Source organism: Vibrio sabulosilitoris (assembly GCF_055391395.1).
In genome coordinates, this window is sequence record NZ_AP029599.1 from 1 (window position 1) to 24,423 (window position 24,423).

General features: G+C 49.6%; 15 protein-coding genes, 3 tRNA genes and 2 rRNA genes. 11 read left to right on the top strand and 9 right to left on the bottom strand.

The genetic code is table 11. From position 1 onward, the window contains the following. Nucleotides 1-32: 32 nt before the first annotated feature. From ACZ5R2_RS00005 to ACZ5R2_RS00025, 5 genes are all read right to left on the bottom strand, one after another. A 23S ribosomal RNA gene (locus ACZ5R2_RS00005) occupies nt 33-2,920 on the bottom strand. Nucleotides 2,921-3,272: 352 nt separating this feature from the next. Beyond that, a tRNA-Ala gene (locus tag ACZ5R2_RS00010) sits at nt 3,273-3,348 on the bottom strand. Nucleotides 3,349-3,468: 120 nt separating this feature from the next. Next, nucleotides 3,469-3,545, bottom strand: a tRNA-Ile gene (locus ACZ5R2_RS00015). Between the two features lie 90 nt (nt 3,546-3,635). Continuing rightward, a 16S ribosomal RNA gene (locus ACZ5R2_RS00020) occupies nt 3,636-5,203 on the bottom strand. The 16S and 23S rRNA genes sit together here with 3 tRNA genes alongside, the layout of an rRNA operon. Nucleotides 5,204-5,548: 345 nt before the next feature. After that, nucleotides 5,549-5,633: transfer RNA gene (locus tag ACZ5R2_RS00025), tRNA-Leu, on the bottom strand. Between the two features lie 187 nt (nt 5,634-5,820). Between ACZ5R2_RS00025 and ACZ5R2_RS00030 the strand changes: the two genes are divergently transcribed. After that, the gene (locus ACZ5R2_RS00030; RefSeq protein ID WP_464900281.1) at nt 5,821-6,297 is read left to right on the top strand and encodes an RDD family protein; all 477 of its coding nucleotides are present in this window, start codon (nt 5,821-5,823) and stop codon (nt 6,295-6,297) included. A gap of 53 nt (nt 6,298-6,350) precedes the next feature. Here ACZ5R2_RS00030 and ACZ5R2_RS00035 read toward each other — a convergent pair whose 3' ends face one another. Then, nucleotides 6,351-7,313: a D-2-hydroxyacid dehydrogenase gene (locus tag ACZ5R2_RS00035; RefSeq protein WP_464900282.1), complete on the bottom strand. Its 963-nt coding sequence runs from the start codon at nt 7,311-7,313 to the stop codon at nt 6,351-6,353. Between the two features lie 43 nt (nt 7,314-7,356). Next, entirely contained in the window at nt 7,357-8,094 is a 738-nt protein-coding gene (rluA, locus tag ACZ5R2_RS00040; protein WP_464900283.1) for a bifunctional tRNA pseudouridine(32) synthase/23S rRNA pseudouridine(746) synthase RluA, read from the bottom strand. Between the two features lie 167 nt (nt 8,095-8,261). Here rluA and ACZ5R2_RS00045 point away from each other — a divergent pair, with 167 nt between their 5' ends. Beyond that, nucleotides 8,262-9,533 carry an Nramp family divalent metal transporter gene (locus ACZ5R2_RS00045; RefSeq protein WP_464900284.1) on the top strand — a complete coding sequence of 424 codons (1,272 nt, stop codon included), beginning with the start codon at nt 8,262-8,264 and terminating at the stop codon, nt 9,531-9,533. 83 nt (nt 9,534-9,616) lie between these two features. On the opposite strand, the gene rapA is transcribed toward ACZ5R2_RS00045, so the two are convergent. Beyond that, nucleotides 9,617-12,526 carry an RNA polymerase-associated protein RapA gene (gene rapA, locus ACZ5R2_RS00050; RefSeq protein WP_464900285.1) on the bottom strand — a complete coding sequence of 970 codons (2,910 nt, stop codon included), beginning with the start codon at nt 12,524-12,526 and terminating at the stop codon, nt 9,617-9,619. 392 nt (nt 12,527-12,918) lie between these two features. On the opposite strand from rapA, the gene ACZ5R2_RS00055 reads away from it, so the two are divergent. The 5 genes from ACZ5R2_RS00055 to ACZ5R2_RS00075 all read left to right on the top strand — a co-directional run bounded on the left by ACZ5R2_RS00055 (nt 12,919) and on the right by ACZ5R2_RS00075 (nt 17,752). Next, a complete protein-coding gene (locus tag ACZ5R2_RS00055) occupies nt 12,919-14,295 on the top strand; it encodes a PhoH family protein (protein WP_438460428.1) in 1,377 nt (458 codons plus the stop codon). Between the two features lie 129 nt (nt 14,296-14,424). Next, the gene (locus tag ACZ5R2_RS00060; protein ID WP_464900286.1) at nt 14,425-15,426 is read left to right on the top strand and encodes an ornithine carbamoyltransferase; all 1,002 of its coding nucleotides are present in this window, start codon (nt 14,425-14,427) and stop codon (nt 15,424-15,426) included. A 344-nt stretch (nt 15,427-15,770) separates the two neighbouring features. Continuing rightward, nucleotides 15,771-16,700 (top strand): aspartate carbamoyltransferase, encoded by a 930-nt coding sequence (gene pyrB / locus ACZ5R2_RS00065; protein ID WP_438460430.1) that lies wholly within the window; start codon nt 15,771-15,773, stop codon nt 16,698-16,700. 13 nt (nt 16,701-16,713) lie between these two features. Further along, the gene (gene pyrI / locus ACZ5R2_RS00070) at nt 16,714-17,175 is read left to right on the top strand and encodes an aspartate carbamoyltransferase regulatory subunit (protein ID WP_438460431.1); all 462 of its coding nucleotides are present in this window, start codon (nt 16,714-16,716) and stop codon (nt 17,173-17,175) included. Between the two features lie 187 nt (nt 17,176-17,362). Further along, nucleotides 17,363-17,752, top strand: a complete 390-nt coding sequence (locus ACZ5R2_RS00075; RefSeq protein WP_438460432.1) for a RidA family protein — start codon at nt 17,363-17,365, stop codon at nt 17,750-17,752. Between the two features lie 67 nt (nt 17,753-17,819). Here ACZ5R2_RS00075 and djlA read toward each other — a convergent pair whose 3' ends face one another. Next, nucleotides 17,820-18,683 carry a co-chaperone DjlA gene (gene djlA / locus ACZ5R2_RS00080; protein WP_464900287.1) on the bottom strand — a complete coding sequence of 288 codons (864 nt, stop codon included), beginning with the start codon at nt 18,681-18,683 and terminating at the stop codon, nt 17,820-17,822. 145 nt (nt 18,684-18,828) lie between these two features. Between djlA and lptD the strand changes: the two genes are divergently transcribed. The 4 genes from lptD to rsmA are packed head-to-tail and all read left to right on the top strand — an operon-like array spanning nt 18,829 to nt 24,346. After that, nucleotides 18,829-21,225, top strand: a complete 2,397-nt coding sequence (gene lptD, locus ACZ5R2_RS00085) for an LPS assembly protein LptD (protein ID WP_464900288.1) — start codon at nt 18,829-18,831, stop codon at nt 21,223-21,225. Nucleotides 21,226-21,232: 7 nt separating this feature from the next. After that, nucleotides 21,233-22,567 (top strand): peptidylprolyl isomerase SurA, encoded by a 1,335-nt coding sequence (gene surA / locus ACZ5R2_RS00090; RefSeq protein WP_464902392.1) that lies wholly within the window; start codon nt 21,233-21,235, stop codon nt 22,565-22,567. Continuing rightward, nucleotides 22,557-23,546: a 4-hydroxythreonine-4-phosphate dehydrogenase PdxA gene (gene pdxA, locus ACZ5R2_RS00095; RefSeq protein ID WP_464900289.1), complete on the top strand. Its 990-nt coding sequence runs from the start codon at nt 22,557-22,559 to the stop codon at nt 23,544-23,546. The genes surA and pdxA overlap by 11 nt, the downstream gene beginning before the upstream one ends. Further along, the gene (gene rsmA, locus ACZ5R2_RS00100) at nt 23,543-24,346 is read left to right on the top strand and encodes a 16S rRNA (adenine(1518)-N(6)/adenine(1519)-N(6))-dimethyltransferase RsmA (protein ID WP_464900290.1); all 804 of its coding nucleotides are present in this window, start codon (nt 23,543-23,545) and stop codon (nt 24,344-24,346) included. The genes pdxA and rsmA overlap by 4 nt, the downstream gene beginning before the upstream one ends. Nucleotides 24,347-24,423: the final 77 nt, after the last annotated feature.

Here is a 24,423-nt window from a genome sequence, read left to right on the forward strand (position 1 = left end):
CTTTGAGTCCATCAAAACCCTTTGGGTGTTGTATGGTTAAGCCTCACGGGCAATTAGTACAGGTTAGCTCAACGCCTCACAACGCTTACACACCCTGCCTATCAACGTTCTAGTCTCGAACAACCCTTAAGGATACTTAAAGTATCAGGGAAGACTCATCTCAGGGCTCGCTTCCCGCTTAGATGCTTTCAGCGGTTATCGATTCCGAACTTAGCTACCGGGCAATGCGTCTGGCGACACAACCCGAACACCAGAGGTTCGTCCACTCCGGTCCTCTCGTACTAGGAGCAGCCCCCTTCAATCTTCCAACGCCCACGGCAGATAGGGACCGAACTGTCTCACGACGTTCTAAACCCAGCTCGCGTACCACTTTAAATGGCGAACAGCCATACCCTTGGGACCGACTTCAGCCCCAGGATGTGATGAGCCGACATCGAGGTGCCAAACACCGCCGTCGATATGAACTCTTGGGCGGTATCAGCCTGTTATCCCCGGAGTACCTTTTATCCGTTGAGCGATGGCCCTTCCATACAGAACCACCGGATCACTATGACCTGCTTTCGCACCTGCTCGAATTGTCATTCTCGCAGTCAAGCGGGCTTATGCCATTGCACTAACCTCACGATGTCCAACCGTGATTAGCCCACCTTCGTGCTCCTCCGTTACTCTTTGGGAGGAGACCGCCCCAGTCAAACTACCCACCAGGCACTGTCCTCAACCCCGATAAGGGGTCTAAGTTAGAACATCAAACATACAAGGGTGGTATTTCAAGGATGGCTCCACTAATACTGGCGTACTAGTTTCAAAGCCTCCCACCTATCCTACACATGTAGGCTCAATGTTCAGTGCCAAGCTGTAGTAAAGGTTCACGGGGTCTTTCCGTCTAGCCGCGGGTACACTGCATCTTCACAGCGATTTCAATTTCACTGAGTCTCGGGTGGAGACAGCGTGGCCATCATTACGCCATTCGTGCAGGTCGGAACTTACCCGACAAGGAATTTCGCTACCTTAGGACCGTTATAGTTACGGCCGCCGTTTACCGGGGCTTCGATCAAGAGCTTCGACCTAAGTCTAACCCCATCAATTAACCTTCCGGCACCGGGCAGGCGTCACACCGTATACGTCATCTTACGATTTTGCACAGTGCTGTGTTTTTAATAAACAGTTGCAGCCACCTGGTATCTGCGACTCCCCATAGCTCCATCCGCAAGGGACTTCACCGCGAGGAGCGTACCTTCTCCCGAAGTTACGGTACCATTTTGCCTAGTTCCTTCACCCGAGTTCTCTCAAGCGCCTTGGTATTCTCTACCCGACCACCTGTGTCGGTTTGGGGTACGATTCCTTACAATCTGAAGCTTAGAGGCTTTTCCTGGAAGCATGGCATCAATGACTTCACTACCGTAGTAGCTCGACATCGTGTCTCAGCCTTAAAAAGAGCCGGATTTACCTAACTCTTAAGCCTACGCACTTGAACCTGGACAACCGTCGCCAGGCCCACCTAGCCTTCTCCGTCCCCCCATCGCAATTGTAAGAAGTACGGGAATATTAACCCGTTTCCCATCGACTACGCCTTTCGGCCTCGCCTTAGGGGTCGACTTACCCTGCCCCGATTAACGTTGGACAGGAACCCTTGGTCTTCCGGCGAGGAGGTTTTTCACCCCCTTTATCGTTACTCATGTCAGCATTCGCACTTCTGATACCTCCAGCAGACCTTACAGTCCACCTTCAACGGCTTACAGAACGCTCCCCTACCCAATAACTAAAAGTTATTGCCGCAGCTTCGGTGTATAGCTTAGCCCCGTTACATCTTCCGCGCAGGCCGACTCGACTAGTGAGCTATTACGCTTTCTTTAAATGATGGCTGCTTCTAAGCCAACATCCTAGCTGTCTAAGCCTTCCCACATCGTTTCCCACTTAGCTATACTTTGGGACCTTAGCTGGCGGTCTGGGTTGTTTCCCTCTCCACGACGGACGTTAGCACCCGCCGTGTGTCTCCCGGATAGTACTTACTGGTATTCGGAGTTTGCAAAGGGTTGGTAAGTCGGGATGACCCCCTAGCCTTAACAGTGCTCTACCCCCAGTAGTATTCGTCCGAGGCTCTACCTAAATAGATTTCGGGGAGAACCAGCTATCTCCAGGTTTGATTGGCCTTTCACCCCTAGCCACAAGTCATCCGCTAATTTTTCAACATTAGTCGGTTCGGTCCTCCAGTTGATGTTACTCAACCTTCAACCTGCCCATGGCTAGATCACCTGGTTTCGGGTCTATATCCAGCAACTCGACGCCCAGTTAAGACTCGATTTCTCTACGGCTCCCCTAGATGGTTAACCTCGCTACTGAATATAAGTCGCTGACCCATTATACAAAAGGTACGCAGTCACACCACGAAGGTGCTCCTACTGCTTGTACGTACACGGTTTCAGGTTCTATTTCACTCCCCTCACAGGGGTTCTTTTCGCCTTTCCCTCACGGTACTGGTTCACTATCGGTCAGTCAGTAGTATTTAGCCTTGGAGGATGGTCCCCCCATATTCAGACAGGATATCACGTGTCCCGCCCTACTCGATTTCACTGATTATGATATGTCGGTTACGGGGCTATCACCCTGTATCGCGCCACTTTCCAGAGGCTTCACCTGTATCATTAAAAGCTTAAGGGCTAATCCAATTTCGCTCGCCGCTACTTTCGGAATCTCGGTTGATTTCTTTTCCTCGGGGTACTTAGATGTTTCAGTTCCCCCGGTTCGCCTCACTAACCTATGTATTCAGTTAGTGATACTCTCTTATGAGAGTGGGTTTCCCCATTCAGAAATCCCAGACTCAAAGGTTGTTACTACCTAATCTGGGCTTATCGCAAGTTACTACGTCTTTCATCGCCTCTGACTGCCAAGGCATCCACCGTGTACGCTTAGTCACTTAACCATACAACCCCAAAGAGTTTCAAAGAAACCTTGAGGTTGTCGTCTCTTTGCTTTCACTTTGAAAAGTGAAGACAAATAAGCAACCAAAGTTGTCTGCAATTATTTAAACATGATGCAGACTCGATTTTGCCGGACTCAAATATTAAGTAGCTTTCGCTACTTCCAAGAACACTTGAATGTGTGTTGGTACCTAAATCTTAAAGACTTAGGATTTGAGAACTTTTATTTGAATAACAACACTTATCTAAAAGATAAGGGGATTGTTGTTATTCGTCAGCTTTCCAAATTGTTAAAGAGCTTGATTCAATTAAATGAACCATTTTTAAAGATTCTTAAGGAAAAACCCTTAAAGATGGTGGAGCTAAGCAGGATCGAACTGCTGACCTCCTGCGTGCAAGGCAGGCGCTCTCCCAGCTGAGCTATAGCCCCATCAATGGATAAATCCATAAACAGTCATTGAGACTGGGAATCTTTTCGTATGCAAGGAAACAAGTAAGGCCGTGTACATCAGTACACAACGCGCTTGTTGACGCAGCAGACGGAAAGATTTGGTGGGTCTGAGTGGACTTGAACCACCGACCTCTCGCTTATCAGGCGAACGCTCTAACCACCTGAGCTACAGACCCCCAATTTTGATTTTACCTAAACAGTAAAATCACTCTTTCTTTTACAAACCATATCAATCTGTGTGAACACTCATCGCAATAATCATCGTATAAGGAGGTGATCCAGCCCCAGGTTCCCCTAGGGCTACCTTGTTACGACTTCACCCCAGTCATGAACCACAAAGTGGTGAGCGTCCTCCCGAAGGTTAAACTACCCACTTCTTTTGCAGCCCACTCCCATGGTGTGACGGGCGGTGTGTACAAGGCCCGGGAACGTATTCACCGTAGCATTCTGATCTACGATTACTAGCGATTCCGACTTCATGGAGTCGAGTTGCAGACTCCAATCCGGACTACGACGCACTTTTTGGGATTCGCTCACTCTCGCGAGTTGGCTGCCCTCTGTATGCGCCATTGTAGCACGTGTGTAGCCCTACTCGTAAGGGCCATGATGACTTGACGTCGTCCCCACCTTCCTCCGGTTTATCACCGGCAGTCTCCCTGGAGTTCCCGACATTACTCGCTGGCAAACAAGGATAAGGGTTGCGCTCGTTGCGGGACTTAACCCAACATTTCACAACACGAGCTGACGACAGCCATGCAGCACCTGTCTCAGAGTTCCCGAAGGCACCAATCCATCTCTGGAAAGTTCTCTGGATGTCAAGAGTAGGTAAGGTTCTTCGCGTTGCATCGAATTAAACCACATGCTCCACCGCTTGTGCGGGCCCCCGTCAATTCATTTGAGTTTTAATCTTGCGACCGTACTCCCCAGGCGGTCTACTTAACGCGTTAGCTCCGAAAGCCACGGCTCAAGGCCACAACCTCCAAGTAGACATCGTTTACGGCGTGGACTACCAGGGTATCTAATCCTGTTTGCTCCCCACGCTTTCGCATCTGAGTGTCAGTATCTGTCCAGGGGGCCGCCTTCGCCACCGGTATTCCTTCAGATCTCTACGCATTTCACCGCTACACCTGAAATTCTACCCCCCTCTACAGTACTCTAGATGACCAGTTTCAAATGCTGTTCCGAGGTTGAGCCCCGGGCTTTCACATCTGACTTAATCATCCACCTGCATGCGCTTTACGCCCAGTAATTCCGATTAACGCTCGCACCCTCCGTATTACCGCGGCTGCTGGCACGGAGTTAGCCGGTGCTTCTTCTGTCGCTAACGTCAAATACCGCAGCTATTAACTACGATACCTTCCTCACGACTGAAAGTGCTTTACAACCCGAAGGCCTTCTTCACACACGCGGCATGGCTGCATCAGGCTTGCGCCCATTGTGCAATATTCCCCACTGCTGCCTCCCGTAGGAGTCTGGACCGTGTCTCAGTTCCAGTGTGGCTGATCATCCTCTCAGACCAGCTAGGGATCGTCGCCTTGGTGAGCCATTACCTCACCAACTAGCTAATCCCACCTGGGCTAATCTTGACGCGAGAGGCCCGAAGGTCCCCCTCTTTGGCTCCTGTTCATTATAAACAAGGGCATTATGCGGTATTAGCTATCGTTTCCAATAGTTATCCCCCACATCAAGGCATATTCCCAGGCATTACTCACCCGTCCGCCGCTCGCCGCCCAGAAACGCCCCCGAAGGATTGTATCTGTCGCTGCCGCTCGACTTGCATGTGTTAGGCCTGCCGCCAGCGTTCAATCTGAGCCATGATCAAACTCTTCAATTTAAAGTTTTGTGACTCAATGAATACTGAACATTACATAAAGTAATGTTTGAATTGACTGTGCCGAATCTTGCGATTCGTAATGGTCACTTCGTTTCATTGAAATCTAAGTTGATTCCGAAGAATCATTTTCGATTATCATCAACGAGTGCCCACACAGATTGATAGGTTTATATTTTTAAAGAGCTTTCCAACTAACGCTTGGCTTAACACCTCGTCGTTGGGGATGCGTATGATACGCTGTGAAAACTCAGAGTCAACTCTTTTTTTCACTTTTTCTCAAGCTGCTTTCCAGCAAATCTTAGAGAAAAATAAAGAGGACATCGAGATGTCCTCTTTATCGAAAGATGGTACCGGTGGGCGGACTTGAACCGCCACGCCCGAAGGCAACGGATTTTGAATCCGTCGTGTATACCAATTTCACCACACCGGCTTTAACGGACTGCCCCGTCTTTGTGTTGTGCATTATACGTAACAGCGAAACGAACGCAACCCTTAAAATTGATGCTTTTGCTCGACTGCTGATTATTTGCTCGCAAAGCCTGCGAAATCGACAATCTCTTCCTCCCAAGGGTAGGATTTTGTATGCTGATTACACGAACAACAATAATCGAAAAACAATGAACACAATAAAGGACTACCCAACAGCCGGACTTATGCGCCGCTTTGCTGCTCTCTTTTACGATGCACTAATCATAATTGCGATTGAAATGATCGCTGCAGGTATAATTGTCGCTGTTTTGATGGCGGGCATCTCATTAGGGGTTATCAGTTATGGTCACTATATAGATGCTGGCGATTTACTTTCTAATCACCCGATATGGAGCCCACTGTTTGCCTTATACCTTGCTACTGTCTGGGTCGGCTTCTTTAGTTTCTTCTGGATCAAAGCAGGACAAACTCTTGGCATGCGTGCCTGGCGTCTCCAGTTGGTCAATCAAGAGGGCGGCAAAATAACCCTGACCCAAGCCTTGATTCGTATCGCCACTTCCGCGTTTGGTCTAGCGAACCTTACCGTACCACTGGACCCACAAAAACGTGGCTTCCACGACATGTGGGCCAAAACCAAAGTCGTAGTATTACCAAACACCAAATAAACCCAGACGCGAGGAGCTTAAGTTTATTAACCACTCGCTTCTCGCCTCTGCCTTTATACGACGCGGTTGTGTTGCTCACCACGCTCGAATCTCTCAACATTGTCGATCAAAATGTTAGCCAGCGCCTGAATCGCACTATCACTCCCCCACGCGACATGTGGTGTCAAAAGCAAGTTAGGTAAATGTGCGTTATCGAGTAATGGGTTGGTGATATCAGCGGGCTCTTGGGTGAAGACATCCACACCCGCAGCGGCAATTTTTCCTGTTTTAAGCGCAGCGACTAAGTCTTGCTCATTAACCAACCCACCGCGCCCAGTATTAATCACGATCGCGTTCGGCTTCATTTGTGCAAACTGCTCGGCAGCAATCAAGTTGGCTGTGTCGGCAGTCAATGGGCAATGCAGCGTTAATACATCAGACTGCGCCAGTACCTGCTCAAACGGGTGATAACCAGCTCGACAATTTTTCTCTTCTTTACGCTCGGCAAGTAACACCCTCATACCTAAGGCTCTGGCAAGTTTAGCGGTTGCCTGGCCTAATACTCCCGAGCCAATCACCCCCATGGTACTTCCTGCAATATCGCCAATCGAATGGGTAAAGAAGCAGAACTGTTTATTACGCTGCCACTCTCCTCGAGCAATGTCTTGATGATAGCCGATTAGGTTGCGTCTTAGCGCAAACATCATCGCGATAACATGCTCAGGCACCGATTGATGGGCGTAGCCTCGCACATTGGTCACGGCAATCGAATGTTGCTGACAGTAGTCAATATCGACATTGTTATACCCAGTGGCAGAAACCGCAATCAGGCGCAGCTTTGAGAGGCCAGTGAGTTGCTCATGACCTAGATAGACTTTATTGGTCAAAACAATCTCCGCATCCGCAATTCGTTCACGAGCCAGCTCGGGTGGCGTGAAGTCGTATTCGACCCACTGGTGAGGAAAAGATAACTTGGGTATGACAATATGATCAGGGATGGTGGCAGTATCAAGAAACACTACTTTGGGCAGCGACATACAAACTCCTATGCACTGCCAGGGTTGGATTAATAGACGGTAACTAGCATTTAGGCAGTGTCTTGTAATCGGGCAATTCTCTCACAGGATCAAAAAAGGTAAAGATCATTGGCTTAGCCTGCGGGTAGAAATCACATGGCACGAAGGTGGTCTTCAATTGCTGCGAGTTCGGGTGGTAATAGCTCAACTCAGCCGCGTGCAGCTCAAGGCGGTCTGAGAAAGCGAGCGCCTCACCCTCAGAGTAAAACTCATCCCCCACAATCGGATGCCCCAGCGCCTGCATATGCACACGCAATTGGTGCGATCGACCAGTGATCGGCAACAAACGGATAATACTGGTTTGTTCTTCGTGCCTTACCACCTGATAAAGCGTTTGTGATGGCTTGCCATCTTCAAAACAGACCTTTTGCCGGGGTCTGTTTGGCCAATCACAAATCAGTGGCAGATCCACTTCACCACTGTCATGCTCAGGGTGCCCCCATACTCGAGCATAGTAAACCTTGTGAGTTAAGCGGAATTGAAACTGTTTCTTCAGCGCACTCTCGCTCGCCTTATCTTTGGCAAACAGCATCAAACCGGATGTCGACATATCCAAGCGGTGAATAACCTGAATACCAGGATACTCCTGCTCAAGGCGACTCCACATGCTGTCGTAGTGCTCTTCCAGACGCCCCGGCACGGAGAGCAAGCCTGAAGGCTTATTGGCTACGAGGATAAAATCATCTTCATAGACAATATCGATCCAAGGGTCGCAAGGAGGGGTGTATTCAAGCATTGCCATAGCCAGTCTCTAAACAAGGAAGTGGGCGCGGATTATAGCAACAGTAAAGCGGGGAACAAATCGCTGAATATCACAAGTGTAAACTTCAATGTAATTAATAATTGACACTAATTAACAGTATGATATTTGTGTAATTGGTTGACAATAATAAAAAGGAATTTAGGAACATGGAAAGTGTATCAGGTGCACCTTCACCAATCCGCAGTGGCTGGTCTCAGTTTATTCGCTCTCTAGGCCCAGGGGTTATGATGGCCGCCGCCGCAGTCGGTGGCTCACATTTGGTTGCCTCAACCAAAGCTGGGGCGATTTACGGCTGGCAACTTGCTGGTCTGATCCTGCTAGTTAATCTATTTAAATATCCCTTCTTTAAGGCAGGTGTACAATTTACGGTTGGCACAGGCAAAAGCCTGGTTGAGGGCTACTCTGAACTGGGTAAGCCCTACCTATGGATCTTTGTTATTTTAAGCACGGTTTCGGCAATTGTTAATACTGCTGCTCTCGCCCTATTTAGCGCTAGCTTGCTTAATTACTTTGTTCCCTTCGATCTAAGCACCCCTGTATCAACAGCGAGTGTGCTGATCATCTGCTTGGCTATCCTATTTGCCGGCCACTACAAGGCTCTCGATACCCTGTCCAAGATCATTATGGCGTGCTTGACAGTGGCGACCATCATTGCGGTCGTGATCGCGATGGGCAATCCGGTCGAGCCTGCAGCTGATTTTCAATCGCCTTCTCCTTGGTCTATCGCCGCGATTGGCTTTTTGGTGGCGACCATGGGCTGGATGCCAGCACCGATCGAGATTTCAAGTATCACCTCAATGTGGCTAAAAAGTCAGCAGCGCCATACCCAAGTCACCGCCAAATCAGCCCTGTTCGACTTTAATGTTGGTTACATCGGCACAGCACTATTGGCTTTATTCTTTGTTGCACTTGGTGCTCTGGTGATCCATGGCAGTGGTGTTGACCTCGCAGCTTCCGGTGTTGGCTTTACCCACCAGCTGGTTGGTTTGTATGCTTCAACCATCGGTGAATGGTCACGCATGCTCATCGCCGTGATCGCCTTCTTCTGTATCTTCGGCAGCACAATTACGGTGATTGATGGCTACTCACGAGTGATCTCAGAGTCACAGCGCTTATTGATGAAGCAGCCACAAGCCAACCCTAAGGTGACCTTAGCTTGGATGGTGATCGTCTCAGGCTGTGCGTTTGGCATCATTATGTTCTTGATGTCGGCTCTTATGCCTATGCTCGACTTCGCCATGGTGATGGCATTTATGACCACGCCAGTGTTTGCCCTGCTCAACTACATCCTGGTCACTCGTACCGAGCTACCAAAAGAGCTCGCCGTAAGCAAAAACCTCAGACGCTTATCCCAGGCTGGCCTAATCTACCTCTTCGGCTTCTTAGCGGTGTTTATTTGGTGGAAGTGGTTGATGTAACTATTTAAGAGGCGAGAGTCGAGAAGCGAGAATCGAGGGGGTGACATACTCGCCTCTCGTTTCTCGCCTCTCGAATCTATTTTTTAGTTGTGCGAAACCACAATCAAGCGTAGTGAATCGAGTTGGTACTGCGCTTTATCGATCAGACCATCAAGCTGGGTGATCTGTTGTTCGATGACCTCAAGCTCCTCATCACGGATATTTGGGTTAACCGCTTTCAGTGCTTGTAGGCGCTCTAGCTCGGTATTGAGGCTGGCGTGCATCTCTTGTTTGGCCTGCTGGCGGATCTGCTCAATCGGCTCAACCACCGCTTTATCGCCCGCTTCGATCATGGTGTGGATCTGAGCTTGGACTGAATTAACCAGTTTGCTTGCCAAGTGACGATTCACTGGGCTCAACTGGCGGTTAAAGCTATCAAACTCCACCTGCGCCGATAGATCGTTACCACGCTGATCAATCATCAAACGGATCGGCGTTTTCGGCAAGAAACGACTGATACCAGTACGTTTTGGTGCCTGGGCATCCACGCAGTAGATAAGCTCAATCAGAATCGTACCCACAGGCAGCGCCTTGTTCTTAAGTAGAGAGACCGCCGACGTGCCGACACCCTCACTCATAATAAGGTCGATACCACCTTGGATCATCGGGTGTTCCCAGCTGATAAAGTTCATATCCTCGCGCGAGAGTGCAGTTTCGCGATCAAAGGTGATCGTCGCACCTTCATACGGCAAGCCAGGGTAGCTTGGTACTAGCATATGCTCAGATGGCGTAACGACTAGGGCATTCTCGCCTTTGTCATCTTGGTTAAGGCCAATGGTGTCAAACAAACTCAGGGCAAAGGTAACTAGGTTAATATCACCATCGGTGGCTGCGATTTGATCAACGATCTTCTGCGCCTTTTCGCCACCGTTTGAGTGCATCTCTAGTAAGCGATCACGACCTTGCTCTAGTTGTGCTTGGAGCTCTTGGTTCATCTTCGCCGATGCCTCAATGACCCCGTCCAGCTCAGAGGTATCCCCCGAGGCCAGCATCTTGATCAGTGCATCCGCGTGCAGCTCATAAACCATACGACCAGTTGGACAGGTTTCAGCAAAGGCATTCAAGCCTTCATTAAACCAGCGGGCTAAAATGCCTTGTGAGGTGCCCTCAAGGTAAGGCACGTGAACATCAATATCGTTACGCTGACCGATACGATCTAAGCGGCCGATACGCTGCTCCAGCAGATCCGGGTTAAACGGTAGATCGAACATCACCAATTGACTAGCAAACTGGAAGTTGCGTCCTTCCGAGCCAATCTCACTACAGATCAATACCTGTGCCCCGCCCTCTTCCTGAGCGAAGTAAGCCGCGGCCTTATCACGCTCAAGAATCGACATTCCTTCATGGAATACGGTTGCTCGGATCCCCTCGCGCTCGCGCAATGCCTGCTCAAGTTGCAGTGCCGTTGCTGCTCGTGAGGCGATCACTAAGATCTTGTCGCCACGCTTATCTTTTACCTTATCAATCAGCCAATCGACACGTGGATCAAATTGCCACCAGCTCGACTCGTCCCCTTCAAACTCTTGAAAGATCTCTTCTGGATAAAGGTTTTTCACCGCGCGAGCCTCATCGCTCATCTTGCCACCCAGCATGCCCGCCACTCGCATTGAGGTGTTGTACTGAGATGGGATTGGCATTGGCATCAGGTTAACCATGCGCTTTGGAAAGCCTTTGATCGCGGCACGGGTGTTACGAAATAGCACGCGTCCGGTACCGTGGCGGTCCATCAGGTTATCAATCAGCTCCTGACGAGCATTGGCTTGCGACTCCTCATCATCATCGTTTTCAATGATGCGGAACAGCGGCTCGACGTCTTGCTCTGACAACAGTTCGGTGATCTGGTTCTTCGCTTCATCCGCAAGTCGCTCACCAGTGAACAGCGCGGCAACAGCGTCAGCGACAGGAGCATACTGCTCCTCTTCATCGACAAATGCCTGATAGTCATAGAAACGATCAGCATCAAGCAGGCGTAAGCGAGCAAAGTGGCTCTCGCGCCCAAGCTGCTCTGGTGTTGCAGTGAGAAGTAATACGCCCGGCGTGCGCTCAGCAAGGCCTTCAATCACCTGATATTCACGACTCGGCTTATCTTCACTCCATTCGAGGTGGTGCGCCTCATCCACGACGAGCAAGTCCCAGTCACCCTCAAGCGCTTGCTCAAAGCGCTTGCGGCTTTTGCGGAGGAAGTCGAGTGAACACAACACCAACTGCTGAGTATCAAACGGGTTATCCGCCTCGGCATATGCCTCGACACAGCGCTCTTCATCGAAGATAGAGAAGTGCAGATTAAAGCGGCGCAACATCTCAACCAACCATTGGTGCTGAAGGGTTTCTGGTACCACGATAAGAATACGCTCAGCACGTCCTGCTAGTACTTGTTGGTGAATGATCATGCCTGCTTCAATGGTTTTACCCAAACCTACTTCATCGGCTAGAAGCACGCGAGGGGCATGGCGGCGACCCACCTCATGAGCAATATACAGCTGATGAGGGATAAGGCCCGCACGCATACCACACAGACCGCGCATTGGGCTCTTGTGCTGCTGATACTGGTTTTGCAGAGCGCGATAGCGAAGCACAAAGTTATCCATGCGGTCCACTTGGCCTGCATAGAGCTTGTCTTGCGGTTTATTAAAGCGAATTTGGTTGCTTAGCAGAATTTCTCGCAGCTCAACACCAGCTTCCTGGGTATCTTCACGAGTACCGATGTAGCTAAATAGCCCGTTCTCCTCAATCACTTCCTCAACAACCAAGGTCCAGCCTTGTTGTGACTCGATGACATCACCAGTGTTGAAAGTTACACGTGTGACGGGGGCATCATTTCTCGCGTAGACACGATTATCCTCTGATGCGGCGAACATTAGAGTCACTGTGCGTGCATCAAGTGCGACCACGGTTCCTAGGCCTAAATCGCTTTCCGTATCGCTGATCCAGCGCTGCCCAATAGCAAATGTCATGAAAACACTACCTCGTTTGAAGAATAATTGATGGTGAGCTTGGTTATTGTCTCAGCCAGTTCGAATGCAAAACACCCTAGTAAATATAGGCGAGTTATGGCGGAGAAAAAGGGGGCTAATGGTACTTGAAGCTGTGATAGAGGTCACGTGATCCGGTTAGATTTTTTTGGCGAAATTTGAATGTAATCAAGCTGTAAAAAAGCAACGGTTATGTTATTTACAAGCCTCGCTATAATAGGAGTGAGGAATGCTCATTTTTAAGAAGATGAGCAAAGAGTAAATCGGCGAGCTCACGGCCGACCTAGCATTCTCGTCGACATCGCCGCTTTACCGCCATATGTCAGCCACTTGGCTGACAAGATTACTGCGCTGCCAAAGGCAAGGAGATGCTTATGGGCGATACTGATCGCAAACTGTTTGTCCTCGATACCAACATCCTGCTTCACGAACCTCTCGCTATTTTTTCCTTCCAAGAACATGACGTGGTCATCCCGATGACCGTCCTCGAAGAGTTAGACCGCATTAAAGATAGCAAGCGTGATATCGCACGTGATGCTCGAGTCGCAATACGCGCACTAGAAGACCTGTTTAGAGACGCTACCCCAGACCAAATCTCTGAGGGGATCCCAATTAACCGCCAGCAACACAGCTCAGGAACCATCGCAATCCTTGCCGATTATGTTTTGCAAGAAACCGTCAAAGCCTTTGCCGATAAAGAGGGTGACAATCGCATTCTCAACGCAACCATCTACCTACAAAATAAGCGCGCCCCACGTGAGGTTGTCTTGGTCACCAAGGACATCAATATGCGCCTACGCGCCAAAGGCGCCGGAGTGCGCTTTGTTGAGGATTATCGTACCGACCAACTGATTGATGATGTGCGCTACCTAACCAAAGGCTTTCAACGCTGCGAAGGAAGCTTCTGGCAACATATCGACCAGGTAGAGAGTCGCCGTTTGGGTAGCAGAACCCTGCACACCCTTCCAAGAGCACCGTTTGAACCCACCTTTATCAATCAGTACGTGATAGATGAAGAGAGTGACTTTGCAGGCAGAGTTGAAGAGATTGACTGTGAGACCGTCACTGTGCGTGACCTCAGTCGTGAGCGCATGATGTCGCGCCGAGCCTGGGATATCACGCCAAAAAACATCTACCAAGCGATGGCACTCGATGCGCTGCTTGACCCTGATATCGATTTGGTTATTCTCACTGGCGCAGCCGGCAGCGGGAAAACATTACTCGCTATGGCCAGCGCACTTGAGCAAAGCATCGAGCGCGGCCTGTTTGATAAGATCATCGTCACCCGAAACACCCCAGATATTGGTGAGTCAATAGGCTTTCTTCCCGGCACGGAAGAAGAGAAGATGATGCCTTGGCTCGCCGCTATTACCGACACGCTTGAGGCGCTGCACAAAAATGATCACTGCACCGAGGGCTCACTCAAGTACATCTGCGATAAAGCCAATATCCAGTTCAAGTCGATCAACTTTATGCGCGGACGCTCAATTCAAAACGCCTTTGTATTGCTCGACGAGTGTCAAAACCTGACTGCGTCGCAGATAAAAACCATCATCACTCGCTGTGGTGAGGGCACCAAGATTGTCTGCTCGGGCAACCTGGCCCAAATCGACTCCCCCTACCTAACACCGGTGACCTCAGGCCTGACCTACATGGTCGAGCGATTCAAAAACTTTGAGGGCAGCGCCAATATTCACCTCAACGGGGTGGTGCGCAGCCGTCTGGCAGAGTTTGCCGAGGAGAATCTCTAAACAAAAAGGAATAACTATGTAGTAGAAGCGGCATTTTTAATTAAATGCCGCTTTTATTTGAAATAATAATTCACATAAACTGCATTTGTATGCTTTACTGTCACTACTGTGTGTTTCAAGGAATAGAATATGGCCTTTAATCTTCGTAATCGTAATTTTGTTAAGCTATTGGACTTCTCACCCACCGAGATCCAATTTCTTCTCGACCTATCCACTGACCTAAAAAAGGCTAAGTACGCAGGCAGCGAGCAACCGAAGCTAACGGGCAAAAACATTGCCCTGATCTTTGAGAAATCCTCAACTCGCACGCGTTGTGCTTTCGAGGTTGCGGCCTTTGACCAAGGCGCTCAGGTTTCCTATATCGGTCCCTCTGGGTCACAAATTGGCCATAAAGAGTCGATGAAAGATACTGCTCGCGTTCTCGGTCGCATGTACGATGGCATCGAGTATCGTGGCTTTGGCCAGGAGATTGTTGAAGAGCTGGCGGATCATGCTGGCGTCCCAGTGTGGAACGGCCTGACCAATGAGTTCCACCCTACGCAAATCCTGGCCGACTTTCTGACCATGCAAGAACATGCGCGTGACAAGCAGCTAAGCCAGATCAGCTTTGCCTATCTAGGTGATGCGCGCAACAATATGGGCAACTCATTAATGGTCGGTGCCGCCAAGATGGGCATGGATATTCGCCTTGTAGCACCAAAAGCCTTCTGGCCTGAGCAAGCACTGATCGATACCTGCATGACCATCGCCGAGCAAACCGGCGCAACCATCACCCTCACCGAGGATGTCAAAGCTGGCGTGGCTGGCTGTGACTTCCTCTACACCGACGTTTGGGTGTCGATGGGCGAGTCGGAGCAGGCTTGGGATGAGCGCGTCGCGCTGATGACACCTTACCAAGTCAACCAATCGGTGCTTGAGGCTACCGGTAACCCAAAGGTCAAATTTATGCACTGTCTGCCCGCTTTCCATAATGATGAGACGACGATTGGTAAGCAGGTAGCAGAGAAATACGGCATGAATGGGCTTGAAGTCACCGAGGACGTGTTTGAGTCACCGGCCTCCATCGTGTTCGATCAGGCAGAGAATCGCATGCACACCATCAAAGCGGTGATGGTCGCCACTCTCGGCTAAAAATCCGCTCGTATAATGAGTGGCGGTACTGCTTTTGACGCTTTTGGTCACCCATGATCCAAAAGGTGATAAAGGGGTACAAAGGAGGCTAAACCGCGTATCACGAGAAGAGAGAAGTCAATTAGTGACCAAGTAAACGAATAGTCACGACAAGACTGGCAAAAACGGCTGATTTAGCGCTATAATCAGCGCCAGTTTTGAGGAGGGCTTTCATGCAACGCAAACGATTACTTAACGTTGGTCAGATCGCACTGAAAGCACGTTGTTTTCACTCCTCATTGTTCATATTCTAAGCCTCCCACAACGGGGGGCTTTTTTATGGCTTTTCACCAGGGAATATCACCATGACTAACTCTCTATACAAAAAGCACATTATCTCAATCCCTGAGCTTTCACGTCAGGAGCTTGAGTTAATCGTTGAAACGGCTGGCCAATTGAAGGCGAACCAGCGTCCTGAGCTTATCAAGAATAAGGTTATCGCAAGTTGCTTCTTTGAGCCTTCGACTCGAACACGTCTATCGTTCGAGACTGCGATCCAACGCATCGGTGGTGATGTGATCGGCTTTGATAGCGGCGGTAATACGTCTCTGGCCAAAAAAGGCGAGACACTGGCTGACTCTGTGCAGGTGATCTCTTCCTATGTGGACGCGTTCGTTATGCGCCACCCGCAAGAAGGTGCCGCACGTCTGGCCTCTGAGTTTTCTAATGGTGTGCCAGTCATCAACGCAGGCGACGGTGCCAACCAACACCCAACGCAAACCCTGCTTGATCTCTACAGCATCGCAGAGACGCAAGGTCGCCTGGATAACCTCAATGTGGCCTTTGTTGGCGACCTAAAATACGGTCGTACTGTCCACTCTCTGACTCAGGCTCTGGCTAAATTCGATAACGTGCGCTTCTTCTTTATCGCGCCTGATGCGCTAGCTATGCCGGATTATATCTGCGAGGAGCTCGATGAGGCAGGCATCCGCTACAGCCTGCATAATGATATGGAGAGCGTGGTACCTGAGCTGGATATTCTCTACATGACGCGCGTACAAAAAGAGCGTTTTGATGAGTCTGAGTACGCACACATCAAGTCCGCTTATATCCTAACAGCTGAGACGTTAAAAGACGCTAAGAGCAACCTTAAAGTGCTTCACCCATTGCCACGCGTCGATGAGATCACGGTGGATGTGGATAAGACCCCGCACGCTTACTACTTTGAGCAAGCAGAGAATGGCGTTTACGCCCGCGAAGCACTGTTGGCACTCGTGCTAAACGAAACCTTGTAATGGAGTGAAGACAATGACTAAAGATAACCAATTGCAGGTAGAAGCGATTAAAAACGGCACCGTTATTGACCATATTCCAGCCCAAGTTGGCATCAAGGTGATCAAGCTGTTTGATATGGACAAGTCAAACCAACGCGTCACGATTGGCCTTAACTTGCCATCTTCTGCTCTGGGCAGCAAAGATCTGCTCAAGATCGAAAACGTCTATATCAACGAAGAGCAAGCCAACAAACTTGCCCTTTACGCGCCAAACGCGACCGTGAATCAAATCGAAAATTATCAGGTTACGCGCAAGCTGCCTTTGGTTCTGCCAAAACAGGTGCACGATGTGTTTGAGTGTCCAAACTCGAACTGTATTACCCACAATGAGCCGGTTGAGACCAGCTTTAGCGTGATCGAGAAGCAACAAGATATCCGCTTGAAATGTAAATACTGCGAAAAGGTCTTCTCGCGCGAAATCGTCACTGAAAGATAACATTTCCCCCGGGGAAAGAGGCGGGAGTCGAGAAGCGAGAGGCGAGTGTGGTTCAACGCACGCTGCGAGCTTCTCGAAACACAGCGCTCCCTCCTCATAACTGAGGTTGCATGGTATTTTGCTTTACGTCTGCGTTAATTGACGGCACACTGACTTTTTAATCCTTAATCACAATTGGAAAAAACTGATGACTAAAGTTCTTCACACTGAGTCTGCACCAGCAGCGATCGGCCCATACGTTCAAGGCGTTGACCTAGGTAACATGGTTCTGACTTCAGGCCAAATCCCAGTAAACCCAGCTACAGGTGAAGTGTCAGCAGATATCGCTGAGCAAGCACGTCAGTCGCTAGACAATGTGAAGGCCGTGGTAGAGTCTTCTGGTTTGAGCGTAACAGACATTGTTAAGATGACGGTATTTGTTAAAGATCTTAATGACTTCGGTACGGTTAACGAGGTTTACGGTAAGTTCTTTGATGAGCACAACGTGGCTAACTACCCAGCACGCTCATGTGTTGAGGTGGCTCGCCTGCCAAAAGATGTGGGTATTGAGATTGAAGCGATTGCCGTGCGCAAGTAAGTTTCAAGCTAAAACAAAAAAGGCGAGTCAGTGCATGACTCGCCTTTTTTGTTCTTTGTGTCCCGCGTTACTTAAAGCCTTTCTCTTTCTTAATTAAGTCATAAGCATTTTGGATCTCTTGCGCTTTTTCCTTCGCCACACTCATCATCTCTGGCGGCAAGCCTTTCGCCATCAATTTATCCGGATGATGCTCATTCATTAGTTTGCGATAGGCGCGCTTCACAGTACGTGCATCAGCACTCTCTTCGATACCCAGCACCTTGAACGCATCACCCAACTGATCTCGGCTTGGGGCTTGCTGCCAGTTACCCTGGTGCTGGTGCGACCCTTGATGCTGACCACCAAATCCACCCTGCTGAAAACGAAACGCGGCCTCTTGCATGCGCAAGCGCTGCTCAAGCTGGCCAGATGAAAAGCCTAACCCCTGTGCAACGCGATGCAATACCTGACGCTGACCTGGGTGAACCTCACCATCAGCAAATGCTGCCGACACTTGGAGCTCGAGGAAAAACTGTTTAAGGTCAAAACGATTATGCGCCGCAACTTGCACTCGCTCTAACACGCTCTCGAGAGGGAAGTCACTCTCTTTACCCTCGCGAAAAGCGTCTTGAGCCGCACGACGCTGATCGCCATGCAGGCTCATACGATCCATCATCGTCGAGGCAAGCTCAATCTCGGCTTTCTCTACCTGTCCTTTTGCTTTGGCTACGTGTCCCATAACCGAGAATGCGGCACGAAAAAACTCTTCCTGCATCTGTTGGTCTTGCTTAGGACCAGAAAAGCCACCAAAACCGCCGGTGCGGTAGCCCATACTCGCTAAGCGACGCGCTTTATCAAATTGGTGGCCGATAAATAAACCGAACAGGAGACCAAGTGGGCCTCCAAATAGCATGCCAAAAAAAGCACCTAACAATTTGCCAAAAATATGCATTGTGTGGTCTCAATCAGTGAATTTTGTTGTGTGTACGTGGTCTGATAGTGCTCGACAGTGGAAATTCCTTTATTATAAAGAGCGTTTTTATTACATTCGGTCTCTTTGGCCGGAACGATCAAGCTAAACAGGATAGTAAAACTCGATGTCACGCTTTTCTTTCACCATTCTAGCATCGTCCATCAGTGCGGCTCTGTATGTGCCGACTGTGATTGCTGCAAGCGACTCAGTTCCGAGCGACCCTATTCTAGGCGACCCTACCCCGGGCGGCCCTATCCCGGGCGGCACCCGCCCTAGTTTGCAAGAACTTCCTACCAAAGATCAATGTCTAATCAACGATCAAGACATTGAAGCAACCAATCAACTGCCAATTAACGTCGAAGCCGATAGCCTTGAGGCGACCAACGGTGAGACCGCTGTCTACCAGGGAGATGTCATCGTCACCCAGGGAAATCGAACCATCACCGCCGATAGTGTCACCTTTAACCAAGAAGACGATATCGTCGTTGCCTCAGGAAATGTCACCTTCTCTGATGGTGAATTTCAATCAACGTCAGACCAAGTCACAGCTGACTTGATCACCGATGAGGTGTCATTGGTCAATACTCGCTATCAAATGCTGTGTGAACAGGGCCGTGGTGAGGCCGTGTTTATCTCAAAAGATGGCCGGGGCACCTATAAGCTCAGTGATGGCACCATCACATCATGCCCAGAAGGCAATCACTCTTGGCGTATGCGTGCATCGACCATCGAAGTTGACCAAGAAGAGGAGCAAGCGACCCTATACGGCCCGCGCTTCGAGGTGCTCGATGTCCCTATTTTCTACATTCCATATGTGACCCTGCCGCTCAACGATGCGCGTAAGACTGGTCTGTTATATCCTACCTTCTCGTACGGCTCAAGTGACGGTGCGCAGGTAGATATTCCCGTGTACTGGAACCTGGCAGAGAATTACGACCTCACGACCACCTTTCGCTATTTGGAAAAACGTGGCCTACAGCTCGATGGTGAGTTCCGCTATCTGTCACCCTATGGATTAAGTACCCTAGACGGTGAGTACCTTGGTAGCGATCAAAAATATGACGACCAAGAGCGCTGGGGCTTTCAGTTCGAGCACGATGGTATTGTTAACGAGCACTGGAAACTGCGCACAAATTACTCGCGTGTCAGTGACGTTGAGTACTTCCAAGAGGTAGACTCACGAATTGGTAATCGAGAAGATGGCCAACTGGTTCAGGAAGGCTCAGTCTCCTATCGCTCTAATAGCTGGGATACGACATTGTTAGTACGTGATTTTCAGGTTCTTGCCGACACCGACAATCAACCATATCGCTTACTGCCTCAAATCAAAGCCAACTACTACGCACCAAATATCTATGGCCCGCTCGATTTTGACCTGATCAGTCATGTGTCGGTTTTCGATACTGATACAAGTAACAACCCAACAGCAACCCGTGTCCATATCGAGCCAGGTTTTACCCTGCCGATTGGTAACCCATGGGCAACTTGGACAACCGAGGCACGCTTACTGGCAACCCATTACGAGCAAGACTTCGACGCTAGCCTGTACACTGAGCTGGACAAGTCAGTGACGCGCATATTACCCGAATTTCGCACACACACAGGGTTAGTTTTGGAGCGGGATACCTCGGTTTTCTCGGGCTATACTCAAACACTCGAGCCTCAATTGCAATATGTGTATGTGCCGGATAAAGACCAAAGCAATATCTTCTGGTATGACACCACTCTCTTGCAAACCGATTACTATGGCCTGTTTAGAAGTCGCCAGTACAGTGGGGTTGACAATATCGCCTCGGCGAACCAGCTCAGCTATGGCGCCTCCAGTCGCTTTTTTGACTCCGAGTTCAAGGAGCGCCTGGCCATCTCATTTGGTCAAATTTTCTATATTGACCGCAAGACCAACTCAACGTTGGGGGATGAGCGCTCAAATTACTCGGCCTGGGCGGTTGAGATCGATTTCAAATATGGCGATAACATCTTCTACCACGGTGGTATTCAATATGATATTGAGACCAACGCCGTGCAGCACAGTAACAGCACGCTTGAATACCGACGCGACGCTGGCTTTGTTCAAGCCAACTATCGCTTTGTCTCGAAAGACTACATCAATGAAACGGTGGGCGACAATATCCGTGACAGCGATGGCAACCTCAACATTGATGAGATCACCAAAGACGGTATCTCACAACTAGGACTGCTGACTGGCTACCAAATCAACCGTAACTGGAATTCCCAACTGCACTACTTCTACGATCTCACCATCCAAGAAGAGCTAGAGTGGTTGGCAAACCTAACCTATACCGATGATTGCTGGTATATCGGCTTCACATACAGCAACCAGTTGCGCAGTTGGTCATCAACCGGAATGAACTTCTACGACAGTAACCCGGTCTACGAAAATAACTTGAGCTTAAACATCGGCATTATTGGTTTTGGTAAGCCACAAAAAATCAATGAGTATGATATTTCAGGTTCGAAAAACTCTCTCGGCTATGGACGCCCATTTGTCTTAAACGATTAATTCGATGATGTTGGACACCAGCATCACCCAAAGGAAACCAAACTCTATGTGGAAGAAAACTCTCCTAAGCGTAACCGCTGCACTGGCTATGACAACTGCTTGGGTCCAGGCTGAGCCTGTTGAAATGGATCGTGTCGCGGTCATCGTAAACGAAGGCGTGATATTGCAAAGCGACATCGAGAGTGCATTGATCACACTGCGTACTAGTAACGCAGACAACCCACAGTCTTTGCCTAGCGAAGAGATATTGCGTGAGCAAGTGATTGAGAAACTTGTTATCGATACCCTACAGCAGCAGGAGGCCGAACGCCTGGGTGTGCGAATTGATGATAGCCACCTTAACGAAGCCATTGCCGATATCGCTGCGGGTAATGGACAAACCGTTGAGCAATTGATCCAAGCCGTTGCACTTGAAGGTCTGAGCTACTCGGCGTTTCGTGAACAGATCCGCAATGAAATCGCGGCAAGCGAAGCACGCAACGCCTTAGTCCGCCGCCGTATCAATATCCTACCAGCAGAGGTGGACAACCTAGCAGAGCTTCTGGCAGAGGAAACCAATGCAACGGTAGAATACAATATTAGTCATATTCAACTGCGCTTTAGCGACGACCAAGACAAAGCTGAGCTCGAGGAGCAAGCCAATCAGCTGATCGCCGAACTGGAAGCTGGAGCTGATTTTACTAACCTTGCCTACACCCACTCCAAAGGGCCAAAAGCGCTCGAGGGCGGTGACTGGGGCTGGATGCGCAAGGAAGAAATGCCGACGATCTTTGCCGATCAGATCAAGCTGCAAAACAAAGGCAGCATTATTGGTCCATTTCGCAGCGGAGTCGGTTTCCACATCCTAAAAATCGATGACGTGCGCGGGTTGGAAACGGTCGCGGTGACAGAGGTCAATGCGCGTCATATTCTAATTAAGCCGACAGTGATCCTCAGCGACGACGGCGTTCTGCGTGAGCTCAATGCCATTACTGCCCAGATCCAAGCGGGTGAAGCTACCTTCGGTGATATGGCCCAGCAGTACAGCCAAGACCCAGGTTCAGCAGCACAAGACGGTGAGCTCGGCTTCCAAACACCCGATCTCTATGTGCCTGAGTTTAAACACCAGGTCGAAACGCTTCCAGTAGGACAAATCAGTGAGCCATTTAAGACGGTTCATGGCTGGCATATCGTTGAGGTTATTGAGCGTCGTGAGGTCGATCGCACTGACTCAGCCCTGAAAAACCGTGCCTACCGCATTCTGTTTAATCGCAAATTTAACGAAGAAGTCGGTGCCTGGGTTCAAGAATTGCGTGCCAGTGCATTTGTCGAGATGATTGGGGAGAGCAGTGATGACAGCTAAGCGCATCGTTGTAACCGCAGGCGAGCCAGCCGGAATTGGTCCCGACCTGACACTCGCGTTAGCCAACCAAGCCTGGCCACATGAGTTGGTGGTGTGTGCCGATAAGCAAATGCTGGCAGAGCGTGCACAACAACTTGGGATTGAGGTTGAGCTGGTTGACTATCAGGCAGACATCCCCGCGCGGCCAACGCCAGCGGGCAAGCTCATCGTTGACCACTTACCAATGCAGGCCCCCGCCGAGGTTGGGAAACTCAACGCAGAAAATGGACACTATGTTTTGGCGACACTTGAGCGGGCAGCCAAAGGCTGCATGAGCGGCGAGTTCTCTGCGGTAGTCACTGGGCCAGTACACAAGGGCATTATCAATCGCGCTGGCGTAGCCTTTAGTGGCCACACCGAATTTTTTGCCGAAAAGTCAAACACCCCGTTGGTGGTCATGATGCTGGCCACCGAAGGGATGCGCGTTGCCTTGGTCACCACTCATATCCCACTCGCGTACGTATCAAAAGCGGTCACCTCTGAGCGACTCGAGCAGATTATCGATATTCTTAACCGGGATCTAGTAGAAAAATTTGCTATTCCGCAGCCAAAGATCTATGTTTGCGGGCTTAATCCTCACGCAGGGGAAGATGGCTGCCTTGGCAGTGAAGAAATTGAGACCATCACCCCGACGTTAGAGCGTCTGCGCGACGAAAAAGCAATGGATCTTATTGGCCCATTGCCTGCAGACACGATTTTTAATCAGAAGTACCTAGACGATGCAGATGCTATCCTAGGTATGTACCATGATCAGGTATTGCCTGTACTAAAGTATAAAGGATTTGGACGTTCAGTGAACATTACACTTGGACTGCCCTTTATTAGAACATCGGTTGATCATGGCACCGCACTCGATCTTGCGGGAACCGGCCAAGCGGACACAGGGAGCTTCCGAACGGCCCTTGCGCATGCAATTGAATTAGTTGAGAAAAAACAATGAGAAATGATGTCCACTTGGGACACAAAGCGCGTAAACGTTTTGGTCAAAACTTTCTAAATGATCCATATATTATCGACGGTATTGTCTCATCGATTAACCCAAAACCGGGCCAGAACCTGGTTGAGATCGGCCCAGGTCTGGGTGCAATCACTGAGCCTGTCGGTAAAGAAGTTGATAAATTCACGGTTATCGAGCTCGATAGAGACTTGGCTGAGCGCCTTCGTAATCACCCGGAACTGGCAGACAAGCTGACCATTCATGAGGGTGACGCGATGCGCTTCGACTTTACCCAGTTGGTTAAGCCAAACAACAAGCTACGAATTTTTGGTAACCTGCCATACAACATCTCGACGCCATTAATGTTCCACCTGTTTGAGTTTCATAAAGACATCCAAGATATGCACTTTATGCTGCAAAAAGAAGTGGTTAATCGCTTGGCTGCAGGCCCTGGTTCTAAAGCTTATGGTCGTCTTACCGTCATGGCACAGTACTACTGTAAAGTCGTGCCGGTTCTTGAGGTTCCGCCAACTGCGTTTGTACCGCCACCGAAGGTAGACTCTGCGGTTGTACGCTTGATGCCATATGAAGAGATCCCGCACCCTGCTGCGGACATTAAGTGGCTTGATCGCGTTTGCCGTGAAGGCTTTAACCAGCGTCGTAAAACCGTACGAAACTGCTATAAATCACTACTCAGCGATGATGACTTAGCGCAGTTGGAGATCAACCCAAGTATGCGTCCTGAGAATCTAACCCTTGAGCAATTTGTTGCAATGGCTAATCTATTAGCAGAACGCCATTAATCTTTATCCAAAAGCAGGCTTCGGCCTGCTTTTTATTTGTCGTGTGTTAGCCTAAGAAATCTTGAACAAGCAAAAGC

Bases quoted from the DNA above. Each gene is read 5' to 3' on its own strand.
- djlA (WP_464900287.1), bottom strand. From the start codon at position 18,683: ATGCATATTTTTGGCAAATTGTTAGGTGCTTTTTTTGGCATGCTATTT.
- ACZ5R2_RS00030 (WP_464900281.1), top strand. From the start codon at position 5,821: ATGAACACAATAAAGGACTACCCAACAGCCGGACTTATGCGCCGCTTT.
- pyrI (WP_438460431.1), top strand. From the start codon at position 16,714: ATGACTAAAGATAACCAATTGCAGGTAGAAGCGATTAAAAACGGCACC.
- ACZ5R2_RS00075 (WP_438460432.1), top strand. From the start codon at position 17,363: ATGACTAAAGTTCTTCACACTGAGTCTGCACCAGCAGCGATCGGCCCA.
- ACZ5R2_RS00035 (WP_464900282.1), bottom strand. From the start codon at position 7,313: ATGTCGCTGCCCAAAGTAGTGTTTCTTGATACTGCCACCATCCCTGAT.
- ACZ5R2_RS00060 (WP_464900286.1), top strand. From the start codon at position 14,425: ATGGCCTTTAATCTTCGTAATCGTAATTTTGTTAAGCTATTGGACTTC.
- ACZ5R2_RS00055 (WP_438460428.1), top strand. From the start codon at position 12,919: ATGGGCGATACTGATCGCAAACTGTTTGTCCTCGATACCAACATCCTG.
- ACZ5R2_RS00045 (WP_464900284.1), top strand. From the start codon at position 8,262: ATGGAAAGTGTATCAGGTGCACCTTCACCAATCCGCAGTGGCTGGTCT.
- surA (WP_464902392.1), top strand. From the start codon at position 21,233: ATGTTGGACACCAGCATCACCCAAAGGAAACCAAACTCTATGTGGAAG.
- rsmA (WP_464900290.1), top strand. From the start codon at position 23,543: ATGAGAAATGATGTCCACTTGGGACACAAAGCGCGTAAACGTTTTGGT.
- pdxA (WP_464900289.1), top strand. From the start codon at position 22,557: ATGACAGCTAAGCGCATCGTTGTAACCGCAGGCGAGCCAGCCGGAATT.
- lptD (WP_464900288.1), top strand. From the start codon at position 18,829: ATGTCACGCTTTTCTTTCACCATTCTAGCATCGTCCATCAGTGCGGCT.
- rluA (WP_464900283.1), bottom strand. From the start codon at position 8,094: ATGGCAATGCTTGAATACACCCCTCCTTGCGACCCTTGGATCGATATT.
- rapA (WP_464900285.1), bottom strand. From the start codon at position 12,526: ATGACATTTGCTATTGGGCAGCGCTGGATCAGCGATACGGAAAGCGAT.
- pyrB (WP_438460430.1), top strand. From the start codon at position 15,771: ATGACTAACTCTCTATACAAAAAGCACATTATCTCAATCCCTGAGCTT.